Origin of the sequence: Rhodopseudomonas palustris (genome assembly GCF_007005445.1) — a bacterium.
GTDB classification, from domain to species: domain Bacteria; phylum Pseudomonadota; class Alphaproteobacteria; order Rhizobiales; family Xanthobacteraceae; genus Rhodopseudomonas; species Rhodopseudomonas palustris_G.
In genome coordinates this window covers 1,605,917-1,626,615 of the sequence record NZ_CP041387.1, presented here as the reverse complement: position 1 = coordinate 1,626,615, position 20,699 = coordinate 1,605,917, and the positions used below count along the sequence as shown (strand labels likewise).

18 protein-coding genes are annotated in these 20,699 nt (G+C 66.3%); 4 read left to right on the top strand and 14 right to left on the bottom strand.

From position 1 onward, the window contains the following. Positions 1-28: 28 nt before the first annotated feature. The gene (locus FLL57_RS07400; RefSeq protein ID WP_047308428.1) at positions 29-772 is read right to left on the bottom strand and encodes a cytochrome c biogenesis CcdA family protein; all 744 of its coding nucleotides are present in this window, start codon (positions 770-772) and stop codon (positions 29-31) included. A 40-nt stretch (positions 773-812) separates the two neighbouring features. Between FLL57_RS07400 and FLL57_RS07395 the strand changes: the two genes are divergently transcribed. From FLL57_RS07395 to FLL57_RS07385, 3 genes are all read left to right on the top strand, one after another. Next, the gene (locus FLL57_RS07395) at positions 813-1,217 is read left to right on the top strand and encodes a thioredoxin fold domain-containing protein (RefSeq protein ID WP_142882545.1); all 405 of its coding nucleotides are present in this window, start codon (positions 813-815) and stop codon (positions 1,215-1,217) included. A gap of 68 nt (positions 1,218-1,285) precedes the next feature. Beyond that, complete coding sequence (locus FLL57_RS07390; protein ID WP_013502848.1) at positions 1,286-1,660, top strand: ArsR/SmtB family transcription factor; 375 nt, start codon at positions 1,286-1,288, stop codon at positions 1,658-1,660. Positions 1,661-1,736: 76 nt separating this feature from the next. Then, positions 1,737-2,939, top strand: coding sequence for a YeeE/YedE family protein (locus tag FLL57_RS07385; RefSeq protein ID WP_142882544.1), 1,203 nt, complete (start codon positions 1,737-1,739; stop codon positions 2,937-2,939). Here the strand turns inward: FLL57_RS07385 and FLL57_RS07380 are convergent. The 9 genes from FLL57_RS07380 to FLL57_RS07335 form a co-directional block, all read right to left on the bottom strand. Next, on the bottom strand, positions 2,854-3,306 hold the full coding sequence (locus FLL57_RS07380; protein WP_142882543.1) for a DsrE family protein: 453 nt from the start codon (positions 3,304-3,306) through the stop codon (positions 2,854-2,856). The genes FLL57_RS07385 and FLL57_RS07380 overlap by 86 nt on opposite strands. A gap of 234 nt (positions 3,307-3,540) precedes the next feature. Further along, a complete protein-coding gene (locus FLL57_RS07375) occupies positions 3,541-4,596 on the bottom strand; it encodes a YeeE/YedE family protein (protein ID WP_142882542.1) in 1,056 nt (351 codons plus the stop codon). 392 nt (positions 4,597-4,988) lie between these two features. Then, a complete protein-coding gene (locus FLL57_RS07370) occupies positions 4,989-5,882 on the bottom strand; it encodes a siderophore-interacting protein (RefSeq protein WP_142882541.1) in 894 nt (297 codons plus the stop codon). A 2-nt stretch (positions 5,883-5,884) separates the two neighbouring features. Continuing rightward, positions 5,885-6,712 (bottom strand): ABC transporter ATP-binding protein, encoded by an 828-nt coding sequence (locus FLL57_RS07365; protein WP_142882540.1) that lies wholly within the window; start codon positions 6,710-6,712, stop codon positions 5,885-5,887. Beyond that, on the bottom strand, positions 6,709-7,767 hold the full coding sequence (locus FLL57_RS07360) for a FecCD family ABC transporter permease (RefSeq protein WP_047307503.1): 1,059 nt from the start codon (positions 7,765-7,767) through the stop codon (positions 6,709-6,711). Before FLL57_RS07360 ends, FLL57_RS07365 begins: the two co-directional genes overlap by 4 nt. Beyond that, on the bottom strand, positions 7,764-8,930 hold the full coding sequence (locus tag FLL57_RS07355; protein ID WP_047307502.1) for an ABC transporter substrate-binding protein: 1,167 nt from the start codon (positions 8,928-8,930) through the stop codon (positions 7,764-7,766). The genes FLL57_RS07360 and FLL57_RS07355 overlap by 4 nt, the downstream gene beginning before the upstream one ends. 29 nt (positions 8,931-8,959) lie before the next feature. Beyond that, positions 8,960-9,895, bottom strand: coding sequence for an alpha/beta hydrolase (locus FLL57_RS07350; RefSeq protein ID WP_142882539.1), 936 nt, complete (start codon positions 9,893-9,895; stop codon positions 8,960-8,962). 9 nt (positions 9,896-9,904) lie between these two features. After that, a complete protein-coding gene (locus FLL57_RS07345; protein ID WP_210244235.1) occupies positions 9,905-12,286 on the bottom strand; it encodes a TonB-dependent siderophore receptor in 2,382 nt (793 codons plus the stop codon). Between the two features lie 191 nt (positions 12,287-12,477). Continuing rightward, positions 12,478-14,571, bottom strand: coding sequence for a TonB-dependent receptor (locus FLL57_RS07335; protein WP_142882536.1), 2,094 nt, complete (start codon positions 14,569-14,571; stop codon positions 12,478-12,480). A 299-nt stretch (positions 14,572-14,870) separates the two neighbouring features. Between FLL57_RS07335 and FLL57_RS07330 the strand changes: the two genes are divergently transcribed. Next, positions 14,871-15,866: a helix-turn-helix transcriptional regulator gene (locus FLL57_RS07330; protein ID WP_142882535.1), complete on the top strand. Its 996-nt coding sequence runs from the start codon at positions 14,871-14,873 to the stop codon at positions 15,864-15,866. A gap of 522 nt (positions 15,867-16,388) precedes the next feature. Here FLL57_RS07330 and FLL57_RS07325 read toward each other — a convergent pair. The 4 genes from FLL57_RS07325 to FLL57_RS07310 are packed head-to-tail and all read right to left on the bottom strand — an operon-like array spanning position 16,389 to position 20,698. Continuing rightward, positions 16,389-17,153, bottom strand: a complete 765-nt coding sequence (locus tag FLL57_RS07325; protein WP_047309412.1) for an SDR family NAD(P)-dependent oxidoreductase — start codon at positions 17,151-17,153, stop codon at positions 16,389-16,391. Further along, on the bottom strand, positions 17,150-18,688 hold the full coding sequence (locus FLL57_RS07320; protein ID WP_142882534.1) for a class I adenylate-forming enzyme family protein: 1,539 nt from the start codon (positions 18,686-18,688) through the stop codon (positions 17,150-17,152). The genes FLL57_RS07325 and FLL57_RS07320 overlap by 4 nt, the downstream gene beginning before the upstream one ends. After that, positions 18,685-19,716 (bottom strand): ABC transporter ATP-binding protein, encoded by a 1,032-nt coding sequence (locus FLL57_RS07315; RefSeq protein ID WP_013502862.1) that lies wholly within the window; start codon positions 19,714-19,716, stop codon positions 18,685-18,687. Before FLL57_RS07315 ends, FLL57_RS07320 begins: the two co-directional genes overlap by 4 nt. Continuing rightward, a complete protein-coding gene (locus FLL57_RS07310) occupies positions 19,694-20,698 on the bottom strand; it encodes an ABC transporter ATP-binding protein (RefSeq protein ID WP_013502863.1) in 1,005 nt (334 codons plus the stop codon). Before FLL57_RS07310 ends, FLL57_RS07315 begins: the two co-directional genes overlap by 23 nt. Position 20,699 lies beyond the last annotated feature (1 nt).

The window sequence follows — 20,699 nt, the reverse complement described above, 5'->3', positions numbered from 1 at the left end:
CACCTGTCCTCCCTGTTGCCGGGCGCCGTCAGCCGATCTCGCCGATCGCGGGAAAGGTCTGCAGCAACCATCCTGAGATTCTCGGCATCGCGCCGGTGAGAAACAATACGCCGGTCAGCACCAGCGCCCCACCCATCACCTTCTCGACCGTCGCCATCTGCGCCCGCAGCCGCGCCATCAGCCGGATGAACGCGCCGGAAAACAGCGACGCCAGCAGGAACGGCAGTCCGATCCCGAGCGAATAGGCGCCGAGCAGCACCGCGCCGTGCGCCGCCGAGCCCTCGACCCCGGCGACCAGCAGGATCGTCGCCAGCACCGGGCCGACGCACGGCGTCCAGCCGAATGCGAACGCCAGCCCGACCACATAGGCGCCGACAAAGCCGACGCCGCGGCGGACGTTGTGAAACCGGGCCTCGCGATACAGCAGGCCGATCCGGAACACACCGAGAAAGTGCAGTCCGAGCACGATGATGATCGCGCCGGCGACAATGCCGAGCGTGTCGAAATGATCGGTCACCGCCTTGCCGATCGCCGACGCCGACGCGCCGAGCGCGACGAACACGGTGGAAAAGCCGAGCACGAAGGCGGCCGACGACGCCACCACCCGCCAATCGATCGCCTTGGCCGGCTGGTCGCCGCCGCGGGTGAGCTGGTCCAGGCTGACGCCGGCCAGAAAGCACAGATAAGGCGGCACCAGCGGCAGCACACAGGGCGACAGGAACGACAGCACCCCTGCCCCGAAGGCGCCGACCATCGAGATATTCGAAACCACCGCGTTTCCGCCCCTGGAACAAACATGCGAATTCGTCTATATGTATCACATCATGAGCCGGAAGATGCTGAAATCGACTCTCATCGGCGCGATTCTGTTTGGTGCGGTGCAGCTCATGGCTGCGGCGTCGCACGCGGCCGAACTGGTGATGTTCGAACGCGACGGCTGCGTCTGGTGCGCGCGCTGGGACCGCGACGTCGGCCCGATCTATCCCAAGACCGAGGAGGCCAAGCTGCTGCCGCTGCGCCGCATCAATATCGACCATGCCAAGGATCCAGGCCTCGGAATGTCGAGCCCGGTGCGGTTCACGCCGACCTTCGTGGTGATCGACCAGGGCCGCGAGGTCGGCCGCATCACCGGCTACATCAACGACGATGCGTTCTGGGGCCTGCTCGGTGCGCTGGCCGCCAAAGTGACGCCGCCGCCGCGGCGCGGCCACACCTGATATGCTATATGCTGCATATACTGCAGAAGACATGCCGCAACGCCAACTGAAACGATAAGCTGATCGCCATGACCTCGATCCTCGAACCCGATATCGAGAGCGAACTCCGCGACGGCGCGGAATACTCGCCCGAGCTCGACATGCTGATGCGCCGGGCGCGCAAGGCCAGCAATTTCCTCAAGGCGGTGTCGCACGAGAACCGGCTGCTGCTGCTGTGTCTGCTCGCCGAACGCGAACGCTCGGTCAGCGAACTGGAAAACATCCTGTCGCTGCGACAGTCGGCCGTGTCGCAGCAGCTCGCCCGGCTGCGCTACGACGGCATGGTCGATACAAGGCGGGACGGTAAGACCATTTACTACAGCCTCGCCAACGACGACGTCCGTCGCGTGATCTCGGTGATCTATGATATCTTCTGCTCGTCCGCGAGGGACGGCCAGAAGTAAGCCGCCCCTCGCGGCACGCTAACAAGAAGCGGACGCAGGCGCGCATCGAACGCCTGCGCGCAACCGAGGGAACCCCATGCAGGACGCATCCGCCTGGATGCTCGCGCTGGCCGGTCTGTGCATCGGCGTCACCGCCGGTTTCTTCGTGCGGCTGGCGCGGCTGTGCTCGTTCGGCGCGGTCGAAGACGCGCTGATGGGCGGCGACACCCGCCGCCTGCGCATTTTCGGCCTGGCGCTCGGCATCGCGCTGCTTGGTACCCAGGCGCTGGTGATTGCCGGCCAACTCGACCCCGACCAGTCCAACTACACCGCGCCGGCGCTGCCGCTGGCCTCGATCGCGATCGGCAGCGTGCTGTTCGGCGTCGGCATGGCGTTCGTCGGCACCTGCGGCTTCGGCTCGCTGGTGCGGCTCGGCACCGGCGATCTGCGCAGCTTCGTGGTGATCCTGGTGCTCGGCGGCGCGGCCTATGCGACGCTGCGCGGGATGTTCTCCGGCGTCCGCATCACGGTGCTGGAGCGGTTCGCGGTGACGATGCCGGACGGGGTCAGTACCGACTTCGCCGCGCTGACCCGATACTACACCGGGATCGACCTGCGGGCGCTGATCGCCGCGCTCGGCGGCGGCGTGCTGTGCCTGATCGCGCTCGGCGACAAGCGGCTGCGGCGAACGCCGCGCCTGCTCGCCTCCGGAGTCACGCTCGGCGTGCTGACGGTGATCGGTTGGCTCGCCACCACCCGGCTCGCCGATCCGTTTGCCGGGCCGGTGCATCCACAGAGTCTGACCTTCGTCTCGACCATCGGCAAGGCGGTGTATGCCGGGCTGCTGAACGTCGGCAACTTCGCCGATTTCGGCGTCGGCACGGTGTTCGGCGTGGTCGCCGGCTCGTTCCTCGCCGCCTGGCGCGCCGACGAACTGCGCTGGGAGGCGTTCGACGACGATCACGAGATGCGCCGCCACGTCGCCGGCGCGGCGTTGATGGGAGTCGGCGGCATCCTGACCGGCGGCTGCACCATCGGCCAGGGCATCACCGCCGGCTCGATGCTGGCGCTGTCGTGGCCGATCGCGATTCTCGGCATGATGCTCGGCGCCCGGATCGGCATCGCGGTGCTGGTCGAAGGCTCGCCGCGCGAATTGCTGCGCCGCCGGTTCGACACCTGGCGCGAGTGGCTGCAGCGGCGGCCGCAGCCGGCGGTTACGGCCGCAAATAAGCCCAGCCGTCGCCCTGCAGCTCCATCAGACGCACCGCACCAGACGGCACCGCGCTCGCTTGCGGAATGAGACTGACGGCGTGGCCCTCGTGCTTCTCCATGCCTTTTTGGGTGTTGTCGCAGGCGGCGAATTTGATGCTGGACGGAAACGCGGCGTCGCTGATCTGCTTGATGCGATCCTTCACCGGCGATGAGTCGGTGCGCAGCATGTGCAGTCCGGGGCCGAAGGTGACGACCTCGACCTGAACGTCCTCGTTCTTGGCCTTGTAGTACTCGATGATGTTGGCGGCATTGTTCAGCGCCAGGTTCATCACCGCCGGATCGTTCTGATCGACCTGGATCGCGACCCGGTGCGACTTGGCATCGGCGGCAAAACCAGGGGCCGCGGTGACCGTCAGCAACGCCACAGCGACGGCAGCCTTCAACAGCGACTTCATCGTGATCCTCCCCGGTTGTTGTTTGACGTGCAAACTAACCACGCCGATCGCCGCTGTCACCAAAGGATCAGCGGGACCAAGTGATCACGTTGCCGTCAGGTGAGATGATGATATGACTTCGGTCGTCATTCCGGGGCGCGAGCGCAGCTCGCGAACCCGGAATCTCTTGTCAAGCAATCTCCAGATTCCGGGTTCGCGCGTTTCACGCGCGCCCCGGAATGACCGCCTTAACTCTCACCGCGTCGCGAGCGCCGCAACCGGTGCGAAGCGGCGGATGCCGAGTGCGGCGCCGCCGACGATGCCGGCGACCGCAATGAACGACGGCAGCGCCAGCGTCGACAGGCCGGTGAGGCCCTGCCCGACCGAGCAGCCATAGGCCATCGCGCCGCCAGCCCCCATCAGCGCCGCGCCGAGCGTCGAGCGCAGCATGTGCGGCGCCGAGGTAAAGCCCTCGAGCGCGAAGCGGCCGGTGAGCAGCGCAGTGGTGGCGCTGCCGACGAACACGCCGACCGCGAGCGCGACGCCGAAGCTGAGCGTCAGGCCGGTCGAGAACATCGCGTATTGCAGCGTATCGGCGAGCGGCGCGACGAAGCTCAGCGAGGTCGCCGGGATCGGATTGAAGTCGTCGGCGCCGACGTAACCCGTCGTGAGCCAGCCGGCGACGACCAGCAGGCCGATCACCACGCCGGCCGCGATTTGGCCCGGGGCACGACGGAACGAGCGGTCGGAAAACGCGAACGCGAGCAGCGCACCGGACGCGATCAGCACCGCGGCGATCTGCGCGACCGCTTCGCCGAGGCCGGCGGCGCCGAGCAGCGACGGCACCGAGACGTGCGGCGGCGACACCTGGGTCCATTGCAGGAAGGCGAGCCGACCCGGCGCGATCAGGCCCTTCAGCGTGATCTGCGCCGCGACCGCGATCAGGCCGACCACCAGCAGCGAGCGGAGATTGCCCTTGCCGAGCAGCACCAGCGCCCGCGAGGCGCAGCCGTTGGCCAGCACCATGCCGAGGCCGAACATCAGGCCGCCGAGGAAGATCAGCGGCGCCGAGAACGACGGCTGCAGATACAGCGATTTGCCGATTTCGACAGCACCGAGCCCGGCGATCAACTGGGTGCCGGCGATCGCCACCGCCAGCGCCACCGCGTAGCTGCGCAGCTTGCGTCCGTCGTCCTTGGTCCAGTAGTCGCGCAGGCCGCTCATCAGGCAGAAGCCGCTGAGCAGCCCGGCGACGCCGAACGCGGCGCCGATCGCGAAGCCAAAGACGAGAACGAGGTCGGGAGGCTGCATGGTCTTGCTCTGTGTTGCCGAGTAGTCCGGCTCAATCGATGCGACTGATCTACAAGTGGCAGCAAGCACGCGAAACGGCTCGCGGAAAATAAGGATGAAGCAATCGTCTGACAGCCGAATCGAGAGAATCGTGCCAAATCGGCCGGCTGGCCGAGCAAATCCTTCCCCCTGGCAGGGAGGCAACGTCGCGGGCCAGCCGCCAGGCAAATGCATTCCTGCGCGATGCCAGCGCCTATTCTAGGACTGCGAAGCTCGACCGCCGGTTCTCCGACAGGGCACCTCCGGCTTGCGGTAGTCGATTTCCTCCCTCGAACGAGGGAGGAAGATGTCGCCTTTTGCCACTCTCGGAGAAGTCGCCAGCATGATCCGCCTCGCAGGATCGGCAAGAAGGATCAGCGGTGATGATGATGACCATCGCCTCCGTGATCGTGGTGGTGATGCTCGTCCAGCATCGCGAAATACTCGTCGTCGCGATCGTTGCGGAAGGCGTCGGCATAGGCCGGCTCGGTCATGCCCCGCCGCCAGTAACCGATCGCCAGCACCTGACGCGGGCCGAACCCGCGCTGTTTGCGCGCATGGGCGCGTAGCCGGCGCACGGTGGCAGATTCGCAGCCGATCCAGACGAAGCCGTCCTCCGGCGACGGCCAATCCATGCCCAGCACTGCGTCCTGAATCAGCTTGGAATCGCCGGGCTCGGTGCCGTTGCGGTGCAGCCAGGTGAGTTCGATGTCGGCGCGGCAGTCGATCGGCTGCTCATCGGCCGGGCCCGGCACTTCGATGAAGGCACGGCCGCGCGCGGTCGGCGGCAGGCTCTCCATGATCCGGGCGATCGCCGGCAGCGCGGTGTGATCGCCGGCGAGCAGATACCATTTGGCCGGCGCCACGGTGAGCCCCGCAGGCAGGCCGACGCCGAGCAGATCGCCGGGCCTGGCCCCGGCGGCCCAGCGCGAGGCAACGCCGTGCTCGTGCATCACGAAATCGACGTCGATCTCCCGTGCCACCGGATCGTAGCGGCGCAGGCTGTAGGTACGGAGCGCCGGGCATTTGTCCGGCGCCGGCCAGATCGGCCTGCCGCCCTCGCCGGCCAGCGGCCATTCCGGCTCGGTGACGCCGGGCGGCGGCACCAGCAGCTTGATGTTCGGTCCGTCGCCGTAGTTGTCGAGTTCGTCGCCGCCCAGCGTGATCCGGCGCATGTTCGGAGTCAGCAGCCGATTGCGCACGACGTGGAGCACCCGGACGTCGCGGAAGCGCTTTGGCGCCATCGTTGTTTCAGCCATAAGCGTCATGATCACACACTCCTGTTACGCACGTGGGCGGCATCGCGATGCGCCGGCGATACGCCTTCGATAATGATATGAGGGCGGCCCTGCTCGCCCGGCTCGATCCGCGCCACCACGCCGTAGACGTCCGCGATCGTCGCCGCGGTCAGCGCCTCGACCGGCGTTCCCGCCGCCGCGCAGCCGCCATGGTCGAACACGACGACGTGGTCGGCCCAGCGCACCGCCAGATTGAGATCGTGCAGCACGACGATCACCAGATGACCCTCACCGGCGAGCCGGCGCAGCGTGTCCATCACCACGATCTGGTGGCGCAGATCGAGCGCGCTGGTCGGCTCGTCGAGCAGCAACAGCTTCGGGTCGCGCACCAGCGCCTGAGCCAGGCTCACCATTTGGCGCTGGCCGCCCGACAACCGATCGAGCTGCTCGAGCCCGAGGTCGGAAATGCCGAGACGGTCCAGCGCCACGGCGGCGCGATGCGCCGCGGACCCGCCCGGCAGATGCGGCTCCGCCGTCGCCGATGCGCGCAGCGCCACGATCAGCGACTCGATCACCGTCAACGCCACGCCCTGCGGCAGCGTCTGCGGCGTGAACGCCATCACCTTGGCGCGCTCGCGGGCCGACAGCCCCGACAGCTCGTGATCGCCGAGCGTAATCGTTCCGGTCGACGGCAGCAGGCCGGCGAGCGCCATCAGCAGCGTGGATTTGCCGGCGGCGTTCGGACCGACGAAGGCGATCAGCTTGCCGGTCGGCAACGGCGGCAGCGTCAGGTCGCGGATCACCGGGCGGCGCGGATAGCCGGTGGATAGTCCCTTGATCAGCAGTTCGGGCCCGGTCATTCGCGCCCCCGCCGGATCAGGATCAGCGCCAGGAAGAACGGCACGCCGATCAGCGAGGTGACGAGCCCGATCGGCAGCACGATGCCGGGAATGATCAGCTTGCTGGCACACGACGCCAGCGACAGCACCAACGCGCCGGCGCAGGCGCTGGCGGGAAGAAAGAAGCGATGATCCTCGCCGACCAGCAGCCGGGCGATATGCGGCCCGACCAGGCCGATGAACGCGATGGTGCCGACGAACGCCACTGCGGCACCGGTCAGGATGGAGATGCGCAGCAGCGCGAACAGCTTCAGCCGCCGGACGTTGACGCCGAAGCTGGAGGCGCGATCCTGCCCCAGCCGCAGCGCGGTGAGCTGCCACGACGACGCCATCGCCAACGGAAACGTCAGCACAACCACCACGCCGAGCACCGCAACGCTCTGCATGTTGGCGCGGGTGACGCTCCCCATCGTCCAGAACACCAATTGCTGCAGCGCCTGTTCGGTGGCGATGAACTGCATGATCGCGACCAGCGCGTTGAAGGTGAAGAACAGCGCGATGCCGAACAGCACCTGAGTCTGGCCGTCGGTGCCGCGCAGCCGGCCGAGCACCTGGATCAGCAGCGCCGACCCGAACGCGAACACGAACGCATTGGTCGAGATGATCCCGATCCGCGGCACGCCCGGAATGCCGATGCCGAGCACGATTGCGAGCGCGGCACCGAAGGTCGCGGCCGACGACATGCCGAGCGTGAACGGGCTCGCCAGCGGATTGGCCAGCACGGTCTGCAACTCGGCGCCGGCCACCGCCAGCGCCGCGCCGACCAGCGCCGCCATCAGCGCCTGCGGCAGACGGATTTCCCAGAGAATGACCGCCGAGGATCGGCCGAGGCTCGATGGATCGAACAGACCGCGTAGCAGCTCCGCGGTCGTCAGCGACGACGGACCGGTGCCGAAATCGAGTTGCAGCGCCGCGATCGCGGCGATCCCCAGCAGCACCACGACGGCGGCGCGGCGGCGCGTGCGCCGCAGGTGCCCGGCGACGATCGATTGCGCCGGTGCGGTGAGATCACTCATCGGCCGCGCTCCGTTGGTTTCTGGTCGAGACTGATCCAGAACGTGCCGACCAGCGGCACCGGCAGAAAGCGGCTGTTAAGCTCACGCAGGCTTTCGTCCGGGTCGACGTCCTTGAACAGCTCGGGGTGGAACCACTTGGCCATCACCTCGACCGCCAGGAAGTTGAAGGGCACGTTGTTGAACAGATGCCAGATGCCGTGCACGCGGCCGGTGCGCACCGCGCGCAGGCCGTCGAGGCCGGGTTTGCTCACCACCTTGGCGAGGTCTTCGCGCGAGATGGCGGGATCGACGCCGGGGCCCAGCACCAGCCCGCCGAGCGCCTGCAGATGCATCCCGCCGGTGCCGACATAGATGTCGGGATCGCGTGCCATGACATATTCGAGGCTGAGCTGACCGCGCGCCATCGTCTCGTCGAGGCTGGGCCGGCCGGCCGGCTGCTTCAGCACGTCGACCGCGATGTTGTGGCCGCCGGCGATGTCGATGAATGCGCCGATCGTGACCCGGCCCGGCGAATTGCAGCACTCCATGTGACCGGCATGCGCGTGCATCAGCACGTTCGGCAGCGCCGGCCTGGCCGCCGCCAGCCGCGTGGTGATGCGGTCCATGTGCGACTGATAGAACGCGATGAACTGTTCGGCGCGCGCCTCCTGGCCGAGCAGGCGGCCGAGGATGCGCATGCTCGGCACGGTGTTGGTCAGCGGGTCTTCGACGAAGTCGATGAACACCACGGGAATGCCGGCCGCCTCCAGCTTGTGGACGACGTCGTCCGAGCGCCGCGACGGGCCGTAGCCGCCGCTCAGGATCGCCACGTCCGGCGCTGCGGCCAGCGCCTGCTCGACCGAGAACGTGTCCGGGCTGCCGCGGCTCACGAACGGCACCCGATCGAGCAATGGAAATTTCGCGCGATAAAGATCGTACAGCCGCTCGTCCTGCCGCCGCATGTCGGCCGACCACGCCACCAGCAGCGACGCCGGATGCGGATGCAGCAGCGCCAGCGCGACGAGCTGCCGGCCTTCGCCGAGCAGGATGCGCTTGACCGGCGCCTCCAGCGTCACGTCGCGCCCGGCGATGTCGTGCACGGTGATCGTCGCCGCCGCGGCCGGTGCTGCGGCCGCGACGAACAGCCAGGCGATCAGCGCGCCGATCAACGAGCTTGGTTTCATGGTGTCTTCCCTCGTTGTGCGGCCGCGCGTCACGGCCGTCGCGCCAGCGCGAAGCCGACCGCGCGGCTCAGCGCGGCGGGCACCACCGAGCCGTGGTCCTCGCCGGCGAACATCGCAAAGCAAACTTCGGGCCCCCGCCCCGGCAACGCGGCCAGCCACTCGGATAGTTCGCGCGCGTTGTCGACCATCCGGTTGCGCTGCTTCCACGCCGCGCGCGTCGCCGACTCCGCAGCACTCGCTTCGGCGACCGTCAGCCGCTGTTCGAGCTCGCCGATCGTGACCAGCACCTTGGCGTCGACACCCATGGTCCGGACTCGCTCCGCGAACGCCGCGACGTAGTCGTCAGCGACGTAGCGATGCCACCAGATCGACGGGCTGGCGGCGATGATGCGGCTGAACGCGTCCGGGCGGGTGAACAATGCGTGCAGCGCGAACAGCCCGCCGAACGAATGACCGAACAGTGCCTGCCGCTGCAGGTCGACCGGAAATTTCCGCGCGATCAACGGCCGCACCACATCGAGCAGGAAGCCGAGAAACGTGTCGGCGCCGCCGACCGTCCCCCAGCGCGACCTGTCCGGTCGCGGCGGCAGCTCGGTCGCAGTCACCGGCGGCGTATAGTCGGCCGCGCGCCGTTCGAGATCGAACGGCTGATCACCGGGATAGCCGATCGCAACGACAACCGCCGGAACGATCCCGGTCGACTCCGGTTTGCGCGAGCGCATTCCGACGATCTCGGCGGCAGTGCCGAACACCGCATTGCCGTCGAGCAGATACAGCACGGGATAGCCGGCAGAATCGGCAGGCGGCGCGACCGGCGCCGCGATCATCAGATCATAAGGCCGTCCCTGGGCGGAGACGATCCGGATCCGCTCGCTGCCGGGCACGACATAACCAGGCCCGACAGGCGGACGATCATTCTCCTCCGGCACGGCACGCACGCTCGATGTCTGTCCGATCGCATTCATGCCGAGCTGTCACCACCGATACCGCAGCGTCGCCAGCACCGTGCGGCGCAGGCCGTAGTAGCAGCCGGCATCGAAGCTGGTGCCGACGCCGCACGACGCGACATAGACCTTGTCGAACAGGTTGGTCGCGTTAATCGAGAACCGCGTTCCCTTCATCGACGGCGACAGATAGCCGAGATCGTAGTGCAGCGCCGCGTCGGCCACGGTGAAGCTCGGAACCACCAGGGTGTTGGTCGAATTGCCGAAGCTTTCGCCGACATAGCGCACGCCGGCGCCGAGGCTCAGCCCGCCGAGCACGCCCGAGGACACGTGCTTGAGGTGATACATGCCCCACAGCGCCGCCATGTGCTCCGGCACCTGGACCGGTCGCTTGCCGAGTTCGGCGGCGGTGTTGGTCGCGGTGATCTTCATGTCCTGGTAGGTGTAGGAGCCGATCAGATCGAGGCCGAACGCGAGGCTGCCCTTCACCTCGACCTCGACACCGCGGGTGCGGACCTCGCCGGTCTGGACGCTACAGCGCGCGGTGGCAACGCCGCTGCAGCCGAGATGGGTCGGATTCGGATCCGGCGTCTGCACGTTCTGCTGGGTCAACTCGTAACCGGCAACCGTCGCCAGCAATCGGCCCGGCAGCTCGTACTTCAGGCCCCCCTCGATCTGCTCTCCGGTGGTCGGCTTGAACGCAGTCTTGTCATAGCTCAACACCGTGCCGGTCACGGGCTCGAACGAGGTCGAGTAGCTGACATACGGCGCAAAGCCGCTGTCGAAATGATACAGCGCGCCGACCCGATAGGTCCAGGCGTCGTCGGATTGCGACGCCAAAGTGCGGGCATTGGTGGCCAGCGTCGTCTGCCGATAGTCGTAGCCGGCGCGATCGTGGCGTCCGCTCACCATCAGCACCAACCGGTCGAATTTGATCTGGTCCTGCAGATAGACGCCGAACTGGGTGTTGACCTGCGATGCGTCGATCTGGAACGCCGGCGTTCCGATGACCGTGCCGTACACCGGATTGAGGAAGTCGATGGTCGGGACCGCCGTGGACGAACCGAGGAGCCGCGAGGCATCGGCATACTGATAGTCGAGACCGAACAGCACGGTGTGACTGAAGGCGCCGGTCAGGAACTTGGCTTCGGCCTGGTTGTCGATCGCGAAGGAGTCGACCTGCTCGACCACCTTGGATTTCGATCGGGTCAGGGTGTGCAGGTTGGCACCGAAACCGCTGACCGACACGCCCTGAAAGTCGGTGGCGAGGTTCATGTAGCGAACGTTCTGCCGAACCGCGAACGCATTGTTGAAGCGGTGTTCGAACTGATAGCCGACCGACGCCTGTTTGCGGCTGAACACTTCATAGGTCGGATCGCCGGCGTTGAAGCTGGTCGGGATCTGACCGAACGGGTTGGATTCGACCGTGCCGCGCTGCGGCAGGAACACGCTGTACCAGCTATTCGGATCGTAGGTGTAGTTCGCCAGCACCGTCAGCGAGGTGTTGAGGCTCGGCCGATAGGTCAGTGCCGGCGCGATCATGTAGCGCTGGTCCTTGGTATCGTCGACCTGGGTGCCGGAGTCGCGCACCAGCCCGGTCATTCGGTACAGCCACTTGCCCTCGGCATCGGCCGGCCCGCCGAAATCGAACGCCGCCTGCTTGCGATCCCAAGATCCGCCGCTGAGCTCGATCTCACCGAACGCCTTCTCGGTCGGCTTCTTGCTGACGAGGTTGACGAGACCGCCGAGGCTCGACTGGCCGTACAGGATCGACGCCGGCCCGCGCAGCACCTCGATGCGTTCGAGGCCGTAGGAGTCCACCGTCGGCACCGCGAACGAGATGCCGCGCTGCAGTTTCAGCCCGTCCTGGAAGCCGACGAAGTTCTGCAGCACGCCGTTATTATTGCCGAAGCCGCGGACCGGCACGATGTCGTAGCGGCTTGCGGGGCGCAGATCGACGAAGGTGCCGGCGGTGTAGCGCAACGCCTGCGATACGCTCTGGGCGCCCTGATCGCTGATCTGATCGCGCGTCACAACCGACACCGACGCCGGCGTTTCGATCAGCGACGCATCGGTCTTGGTGCCGGTGGCGCTGCGGCCGGCGACGTAGCCGGCGACCGGACCGGTCGCGGTCTCCACCGCGCTGGTAGCGGCCGCCGCGGCGGGCGGCACGGCCGTCGTGGTGCGGCCACGCTGGGGCCGAACCGCGGCACGATTGGCGTTGCGCGCGGGTTGCGGCCGGGCCGCCGGACGAGCGCGGCTCGGCGCATCGACAACCACCGCGGGCAACGACGACCCCGACGCCGACGGAGCTGCCGTCTGGGCATGGCCGTTTGCCGGCACCGCCAACGTCACCGCTAATCCACCGACGGCGGCCAGCCATCCCCGCGCCGTCACGCCCCGCTCCTGCATCACTCGATCCCCACTTGCTGATGAAGCTGATGAGCGGGATCAGTTACGGCAGGTGCTGCAGCGCAGCCATAGCCCGAGTTTTGCGCGGCGGCGATTTTTCTCTGCCGGAACGTGGAATCGTTCCAATCCGCACGAGCCGCGCCTGCAATCTGGTCGAGCCGCCGGCATCGAGCCCTCGCCATCAGCCGCGCTCAGAAGCTTCCGCGCATGCCGATGCCGAACATCCTCGGCTCCGTCATGCTCGCCTCGATGCCGCCGATGCCACGATTCTCCTGCATGTAGGTCGCGGCGCGCTCGTCGAAGATGTTCTTCACATAGCCGTAGACCTCCGCCATTTCGTAGAGCTTGTAGCTGACGCGGAGATCGGCCACGGTGTACGGATCGATGGCGTATTTGACCGTGTTGGCGACATCCGAATAGTATTTGTCGAGGTGACGGACCTGCCCCGAAACGTTGAGCTTGTCGGTCGCATCCCAGCTCGCGCCGAAACTCAGCATATAGCCCGGCGATCGCGCGAACTCGTTGCCTTCGTAGCTGACGTTGCTCGAGATCTCGTCGATCTTGGTGCGCAACACGCCAGCGCCCGCCCGCAGCGTCAGACAGTCGATCATCCGATAGTCGACGGCGATCTCCAGGCCGTAGGCATGGGCCTTTTCGGCGTTGATGACGTAGGTCTGGGCGATCCCGGTCGAGATCACCACCGGGATGTTGTACTGCGCATTCTTGAAGTCCATGTAGAACAGATTGCCGTTCACCGTGAGCCTGTCGTTCAGCAGATTCGCGCGGGTGAACAACTCGTAGTTCCAGAGCGACTCCTCCTTGAAGGTGGTCCATTGCCGGGAGTTGAGGTTGAGCGACACACCGCCGGGATTGTAGCCACGGCTGACGAGCGCGCCCACGCTCAGTTCCGGCGTGAGCGCATAGGCCACCGACAGCTTCGGCAGCAGCGCCGTGAAGGTGTTGTCGTAATCGATCCGCTGCGGCGCATAGACCGACACTCCGGCGCGCTGGATATGGTCGTGCTGGGAGCGCAGCCCGCCGGTCACCGTCCAGCGGTCGGTGGGCCTGTAGGTCAGTTCGCCGAACACGCCGAGATTGGTCTTGCGGTCGTCGAACGTCGAAACGCCGCTCAGATACAGAATCTCGTCGGCCTTGGTGTAGCCGTAGTAGACGCCGGCAAGTCCGCTGAGCTCCGCCCCCTGGTCGCCGAACGTGACCCGGGTTTCGTTGGAGACGTTCTTGCGCTCGATATCGGCATTGCCGTTCGAGGCCACCGGCGCGACCCGATGGACCGACGAGCCAGTGTACTGCATCTGGTTGAACAGCTTGAACCCGTTGTAGAAATCGTGCTTCAGATCGAAGATGCCGGTGTCGTTGACCTGGTTCCAGGTCGGCATCGTCGTGGTGACGTGCTGCAGCTTCTCGTAGGGCGCCGACGCCGCCTCCTGGCCCGGCCGATTGCTGGAATTATGCGCGTAGGACAGCTTTGCCTCGAGGCCGGGGATCGCCTGAGGCAGCCACAACAGCTTGAAACGCGCGTCGAGCGACCGGAAATCCTGGTCGGTCAGTCCCCGCTGGAAGTTCGGGCTGACGTAGTCGATGAAGGTGTCGCGGCCCGAATAGTCGATCGCGAGCCGCGCCGCCAGTTCGTCCTTCACCAGCGGTCCCGACACCGCCACCGAGGTCCGCCGGGAGTTGTAGCTGCCGATCTCGGCCTGATAGGCGCCTTCGGGCTTGAAGGTCGGATCCTTGGTGTTGACGATGATCGCGCCGGCGATGGCATTCGCCCCCTGCGACGTGGTTTGCGGGCCGCGGAACACTTCGATGTTCTTGACGTCCCAGGCGGAGGTGGCGCCGAAATAGTACTCGCTGTAGCTGAGATAGTGGCCGTCGAGGTTGATCGTGGCGCGCGGCACGGTGCCGCCCCAGAACGAGTATTGGCCGGTCAGCGGCCCCTGCGTGTCCTGCCCTCGGATCACCGGCGCGCTCACCGTATCGGTGTAGACCACGTTCGGAACGCCGTTGATCACTTCGGACACCGAGGCGTCGCCGGTCTTCTCTGTTTCGATTTGTTTCTGGGTGATCACCGAAACCGACGAGGCGGTGCTCTTCTGGTCGCGCTCGACCTTTTCGCCGGTGATCACGATCGCGTCGAGCGGGATTCCGCCGCCCGCCCCCGACGACGCAGCCGTCTGCCCGAACGCCGGCGCGGTGGCGATCGCGGACAGGATCGACAACGTGCCGATACTGCGTGCGCCAAGCGCCTCGGCCAATTGGCCTGCCATCGATCGCGGATGCCGACTTGTCGCCGCTCGAATTCGCATGACTCATTCCCCACTGCTGAGTTCGACTAGCGGGATGAGTTACGACAACGCGCCGCCTCGCGGCCATGGGCGGGAGTGTTGCGCGGACGACATTCTTCTTTGCGTGAGCTTGAAATCCTTCCAGTTCGCCGACTGGCGCCGACATCACGGCGATCGGCCCGGCGGCTAATCTAGAGACGTTATAGGTCGCAGGCAGGACAATCCCGATCCGGGCTGGTGTATGCTGCCGCTTTGCAATTCCTGAAGCTCAAGGGTGATCGATGCTTTCGGACCGGCAACGGAAGGTCGTCAGCGCCGACGATCTCAAGCGTCTGGCCGGCGCCACCGACAGCGCATTTCGGCTGGTGACGCCCGGATTGGCAGGTAGTTCGCCGATCCTGGTCGGAGAATTTCGCCGGATTCACTTGCGGCAGGGATTGACGCTGCACACAACCGATACGCGCGAGATACACGATCTGCACACCGAGGCGGCTCAGCCGCCCGGCCTCACCGTGGCGCTGTTCCTGCAAGGTTGCGTCCACGTCTGCCTGGGCGGCCATCCGATGGAGCTCGGCAGTATGGAAGGCGCACACGAGATCGAAGCGATCGCGATCGCCCGTTCGAAGTCCGACAGCTTCGCCCGTCAGTCGGTCAGAGGCGTCCACATCCGCAAGGTCAATGTCACGCTCAGCCCGGAATGGCTCGACCAGGAGGCGTTGGCGAATTCACCGGCATGCGCCGAGGCGCTGCGCTTTCTTCGCAGCCATCTCAACACCCGGCGCTGGAAGGCGACACCGCGTCTGATCGCGATCGCCGAGCAGATCCTCAATCCGCCGCCTCTCGCCGGCCCATTGGAGCGCCTGTATCTCGAATCCCGCTCGATCGAGATGGTCGCGGACGCGCTGCAGGCAATCACCGACGCCTCGGCCTGCTTCGAGGGCGCGGTGCTGCATCCGGCACATCGCCGCTGCGTGCAGCGCGCCTGCTCGTTCATCGATGCCCATCTCGACCAGGAGCTGACACTGCAAACCATCGCTGCGGCGGCGGGCCTCAACCCCGGCAGCCTGCAACGCGGGTTTCGCGTGCTGCACGGCACGACGATCTTCGACTACGTGCGCAGCCGCAAGCTGGACTACGCGCGTGAGATGCTCGAACGCGGCGCGCTCTCGGTCGGCGAAGTCGCCCACATGGTCGGGTACAGAGCTTTGGGCAATTTTTCCACGGCGTTCAGGCGCCGGTTCGGCATCACACCGCGACAGATACGATCACACTCCTGAGCTGCTCGGCTCTGATAAGCCTGCCATAAGCGGAGCCAGCGCGTGGGGGAGACTTGTGACTGGCGTGCGCCCGAGGGGGTCAGAAAATCGGGAGTCGTCCTTCCTTCCCCGGCCAGATCGATTTCCTGCCTTCCCTGGACGAACATCCCACCATTAGAGTTGTTCTGTTTGTGATAGAAACAGCACCGCGCTCGGAGTGCTCACAACAGGCACAACCTCATGGTGAGGAGGCGCGTAGCGCCGTCTCGAACCATGTGCGGCAAGGCATGCGGCTCCTCATCCTTCGAGACGCCCGGCTTTGCCGGGATCTCAGGATGAGGACGTTAGGCCCCTCGGCAAGGTCCAGATCCGCTTCAATCAGTCGATGAAGCGCTCCAGCGTGTGGTGAATGCGCGCTGAGCGAAGACGACAAGATGCAGTTCGGGGGCGCGGCCGATCAGCAGAGCGCGATCCCGGTGTCGTTCAAAGGCGTCGAGCAGACGTCCGACGCTACGCAGCAAGGATAGCAACTCTGCATGCCGCTCATATCCGTTGACCGCCAGACGCATCGATCTTCTGCCCGGTGACCCAGCCGCCGGCCTCCGACAGCAGGAAGATCACGACCGCAGCGATATCCTGCGGCTGACCGAGGCGCCCCAGCGCAATCGTGGCTCTGGTGGCCGTAGCCCGCTCAGGATCCTTGTCGAGCGGATTCATGTCTGTCACCGTCGCGCCGGGCTGCACCGCATTCACGGTGATGCCGCGAGAACCGAGTTGCTTGGCGAGCACCACGGTCAGAGTCTCCAGCGCCGCCTTCGACGGCGCGTAGATGCTCATCTCGGGAAACGCCGCGCGCGTTCCCATCGACGAGATGTTGACGATGCGCCCGCCGTCGCGGATCGCCGGATGCAGCGCGCGGGTCAGGAAGAAAGGCGCGCGCAGGTTCACGGCGATCATGCGGTCGAAGATGTCACCGTCGACCTCGTCGATCCGATAGCGGCCGCCAAAACCGGCATTGTTGACCAGAAGGTCGAAGGCGCGCTCGCCGGTGCGACGCTCGATCTCGTCGAGGAATCCGGCAGCCAGTGCCTCGGGCCCCGCCTTGTCGGCAAGGTCGGCCTTGAGCACGAAGCCGTCTCCGCCCTCGGCGCGAACGGCGTCCAGCGTCGCCTGCGCCGCATCGGCGTCGCCGCCATAGTGCACGGCGACCAATGCGCCTTCGCGCGCGGCCGCGACCGCGATGGCGCGTCCGATGCCCCGGCTCGCCCCCGTCACCAGTGCAGTCTTGCCGGCAAGCGCGGGGCTCATGCGGCCACCTCGGCGCCCGACGACACCGACCACCCGCCCCTGGCTTCGAGCTCCTTCGCCTCGCGGATCAGGGCCGCGCGGTCGATCTTGTTGGTGCCGGCCCACGGCAGGTCGGCGACGAAACTGACACGGCGGGGATGCTGATAGGTCGGACCATTCCGCAGCGCGTAGGCCTTGATCTCCTCGGTGGTGGCATGCTGGCCATCGGTCAGGACCAGGAATGCGACCGGCATTTGCCCCCGCTCCTCGTCGGCGAGCGGAACCACCGCCGCCTGGCGCACCGCGGGGTGCGTCTCGAGCATCTTCTCGACGTCGCCGGGATAAATGTTCTCGCCGCCGCAGACGAACATGTCGTCGGCGCGGCCGATGAAATAGTAAAACCCATCCTGGTCGCGGCGCATCACGTCGCCGCTGTAGTACCAGCCGTCCCGCATCACCGAGGCCGTCTTCTCCGGCATACCGCGGTAGCGCGTCATCAGAGCCGGATTTCGCATCAGCAGAACGCCCTCGTTGTCGTCCGGGCCGTCGACCAACTTCACCATCGCCGGATCGACCGGATAGCCGATCGTCATCGGCGGCAGCGGCTTGCCGTCCGGGTGCGCGCCGAAAACCGCCGGGCCGGCCTCCGTGGTGCCGTAACCGTGGGTGAGCGCGGCGTGCGGGAACGCGGCCTGAATCTTGTCGGCCATCGCCCTGGTAATCGGCGCCGAAGCCAGCGCCAAGCGCTTCAACCGGCTGTAGTCGTTGGCGGCGAGCAGATCCGGCTCCCGCAGCAGCCGCGCGAACATGGTCGGAACAGCGGTGACGGCGGTGACGCGGTAGTCGGCGAGCGCCTGCAGATAGCGCCGGCCGTCGAAGCCCGGCATCAACACGACGGACGCATTGCTGGCGAAGATGCACTTCGCGCCGAACAGGCCGTTCATGTGAAACAGCGGCTGCGCGATGATGTAGACCTCGTTCGAGCCGTCGGCATCACCGACCTTCGTGCTCAACGCCCAGAGCTGGCTGTCGTGGCTGAGTTCAACCCCCTTGGGCCGTCCGGTCGAGCCGGAGGTGTAGAGAATCTGCGCAAGCTCGCCGGGCCGCGCTTCGATCGTTTCGAAGTCGCCCGGCACGATGGTCGCGGCGAATCCGGTCGGACCGTCGTCGTCGAAGTCCAGCACCGCGAAGCCGTCCGGAACCAGCCGCCGCGAAGCCGCATCGACGAATGCGAACTTCGAATCGGAATCACGCAGCACGAATTCGATCGTCTCCGGTGGCTGTTTGGTGTTGACCGGCAGCGCGACGAAGCCGGCTCGCATGATCCCGAAATACACCGCCAGGTACTCGGCGCGGTTCGACGACAGGATCGCCACCGTCGTCCCGCGCGGAAAACCGAGCCCGGTGAGATACACCGCCACCCCGTTGGCCAGTCTGTCGATCTCGACGTGGCTCCATATCCGCGGCTCCGTCGTGCGCAGATCGATGATCGCCGGACGATCCAGATCGCGGTAGCGATCCACCAGATCTCCGAGATTCTTCCATCCGAAGCTCATGCCCGTGCTCCTGCCTTGTACTTGCCCTCGACCCGCCGGCCGAAGGATGCTGTGGGATTGTTCGTCGTGACTTTGAGCCGGTCGACCAGATCGTAGTGACAAGCCGCCTTGCGGTCCTCGCCGAGTTCCCGAAGAATCGGCCTCTCCTGACGGCAGCGATCGGTGACGAACGGGCAGCGCGTCGAGAACGCGCAGCCTTCCGGCAGATTGGTCGGACTGGGGAGATCGCCCTGCAGCACGAAGCGCTGGCGGCCACGCATCAGTTGCGGATCGGCGACCGGCGCCGCGGCGAGCAGCGCCTGCGTGTAGGGGTGTGCCGGGTGCTTCCAGATCGTTTCGGCCGCCCCGGTCTCGACGATGCGGCCCAGATACATCACGATCAGCTTGTCGGCGATGTGCTGCACCATCGTCAGATCGTGCGATATGAACAGATAGGACACGCCGAACTTGTCGGACAGATCCTGCAGCAGGTTGATCACCTGGGCCCGGATCGACACATCGAGCGCCGACACCGGCTCGTCGCAGATCACCAGTTTTGGTTTGAGTGCCAGCGCACGCGCGATCCCGATGCGCTGACGCTGACCGCCGGAGAATTCGTGCGGATAGCGGGTCGCGGCATCCGGCGACAGCCCGACATGCGCCATCAGCTCGGCGACGCGCGCCGCAATCGCCGCCTTGTCGTAGCCGGCAATCTGCAACGGCTGCGCGATCAGGTTGCCGACGGTCCGCCGCGGATTGAGCGAATTGTGCGGATCCTGGAAGATCATCTGCATCTTCGCGCGGATCGGCCGCATCGCCGCAGCCGGCATGCTGGTGATGTTCTGGCCGTCCAGCACGATCTGCCCGTCCGTCGCCGGGATCAGATGCATGATCGCCTTGCCGAGGGTCGACTTGCCGCAGCCGGATTCGCCGACCAGGCCGACCGTCTCGCCGGGCTCGATATCCAGGCTGACGTCGTTGACGGCGTGAACTGTGCCGGACGACGTCTGGTAGTCGACGACGAGACTACGCACCGACAGAAGCGACATGGCGTTTCTCCATTTCGGCAGCAAGAAAACAGGCGGCCAGGTGTCGCGCGCCCTGATGGATCAAAGCAGGCTGTTCGATGCGGCAGCGGTCGAACACCGACGGACAGCGATTGGCGAATGCGCAACCGGTCGGTCGCTCGGCCAGGCCCGGTACCGCCCCGGGGATCTCGACGAGCCGGTGCCGCCGCTCGTCGCCGGGTTTGGGCGTCGCGCCGATCAGGCCGCGCGTGTAGGGATGGCGCGGATCGTCGAACAGCGCATCGACAGGCGCCTCCTCGGCTTTCTTGCCCGCATACATCACCGTCACCCGATCGGCGACGTCGGCGATCACCCCGAGATCGTGCGTGATGAAAATCATCCCCATGCGCGATTCCCGCTGGATCTCCTTCAGCAGCTCGATGATTTGCGCCTGGATCGTCACGTCCAGCGCCGTCGTCGGCTCGTCGGCGATCAGCAGCTTCGGCTCGCAGGCGATCGCCATCGCGATCACCACGCGCTGGTTCATTCCGCCGGAAAGCTCGTGCGGATAGGCATCGAGCCGGCGCCGCGCATCCGGAATGTGCACCCGGTCGAGCAGTTCCAGGGCCCGCTTCTCCGCCGCTCGGCGGTCGAGCTTGAAATGGCGGCGCAGCACTTCGGCGAGCTGATAGCCGACGGTGTAGACCGGGTTCAGCGAGCTCATCGGATCCTGAAAGATGATGCCGATCTCGCGACCGCGCACCGCCTGCATCTTGCTGTCGCTCAACCGGGTGAGATCACGCCCCTCCAGCAGGACGGAGCCTCCCGTCACCCGCGCCGGCGGCGTCGGCAGCAGCCCCATGATCGCCAGCGATGTCATCGACTTTCCGCAGCCGGACTCGCCCACCAGCCCGAGCGTTTCACCATGGTCGACCGCGAGCGAGAACCCGTCGATCGCACGCAGCACGCCGCGCCGTGTGAACAGATCGACCTGCAGGTCGCGGATTTCGAGCAGCGGGGTCATC

Bases quoted from the DNA above. Each gene is read 5' to 3' on its own strand.
- FLL57_RS07395 (WP_142882545.1), top strand. From the start codon at position 813: ATGTATCACATCATGAGCCGGAAGATGCTGAAATCGACTCTCATCGGC.
- FLL57_RS07390 (WP_013502848.1), top strand. From the start codon at position 1,286: ATGACCTCGATCCTCGAACCCGATATCGAGAGCGAACTCCGCGACGGC.
- FLL57_RS07385 (WP_142882544.1), top strand. From the start codon at position 1,737: ATGCAGGACGCATCCGCCTGGATGCTCGCGCTGGCCGGTCTGTGCATC.
- FLL57_RS07380 (WP_142882543.1), bottom strand. From the start codon at position 3,306: ATGAAGTCGCTGTTGAAGGCTGCCGTCGCTGTGGCGTTGCTGACGGTC.
- FLL57_RS07375 (WP_142882542.1), bottom strand. From the start codon at position 4,596: ATGCAGCCTCCCGACCTCGTTCTCGTCTTTGGCTTCGCGATCGGCGCC.
- FLL57_RS07370 (WP_142882541.1), bottom strand. From the start codon at position 5,882: ATGACGCTTATGGCTGAAACAACGATGGCGCCAAAGCGCTTCCGCGAC.
- FLL57_RS07365 (WP_142882540.1), bottom strand. From the start codon at position 6,712: ATGACCGGGCCCGAACTGCTGATCAAGGGACTATCCACCGGCTATCCG.
- FLL57_RS07360 (WP_047307503.1), bottom strand. From the start codon at position 7,767: ATGAGTGATCTCACCGCACCGGCGCAATCGATCGTCGCCGGGCACCTG.
- FLL57_RS07355 (WP_047307502.1), bottom strand. From the start codon at position 8,930: ATGAAACCAAGCTCGTTGATCGGCGCGCTGATCGCCTGGCTGTTCGTC.
- FLL57_RS07350 (WP_142882539.1), bottom strand. From the start codon at position 9,895: ATGAATGCGATCGGACAGACATCGAGCGTGCGTGCCGTGCCGGAGGAG.
- FLL57_RS07345 (WP_210244235.1), bottom strand. From the start codon at position 12,286: ATGCAGGAGCGGGGCGTGACGGCGCGGGGATGGCTGGCCGCCGTCGGT.
- FLL57_RS07335 (WP_142882536.1), bottom strand. From the start codon at position 14,571: ATGGCAGGCCAATTGGCCGAGGCGCTTGGCGCACGCAGTATCGGCACG.
- FLL57_RS07330 (WP_142882535.1), top strand. From the start codon at position 14,871: ATGCTTTCGGACCGGCAACGGAAGGTCGTCAGCGCCGACGATCTCAAG.
- FLL57_RS07325 (WP_047309412.1), bottom strand. From the start codon at position 17,153: ATGAGCCCCGCGCTTGCCGGCAAGACTGCACTGGTGACGGGGGCGAGC.
- FLL57_RS07320 (WP_142882534.1), bottom strand. From the start codon at position 18,688: ATGAGCTTCGGATGGAAGAATCTCGGAGATCTGGTGGATCGCTACCGC.
- FLL57_RS07315 (WP_013502862.1), bottom strand. From the start codon at position 19,716: ATGTCGCTTCTGTCGGTGCGTAGTCTCGTCGTCGACTACCAGACGTCG.
- FLL57_RS07310 (WP_013502863.1), bottom strand. From the start codon at position 20,698: ATGACCCCGCTGCTCGAAATCCGCGACCTGCAGGTCGATCTGTTCACA.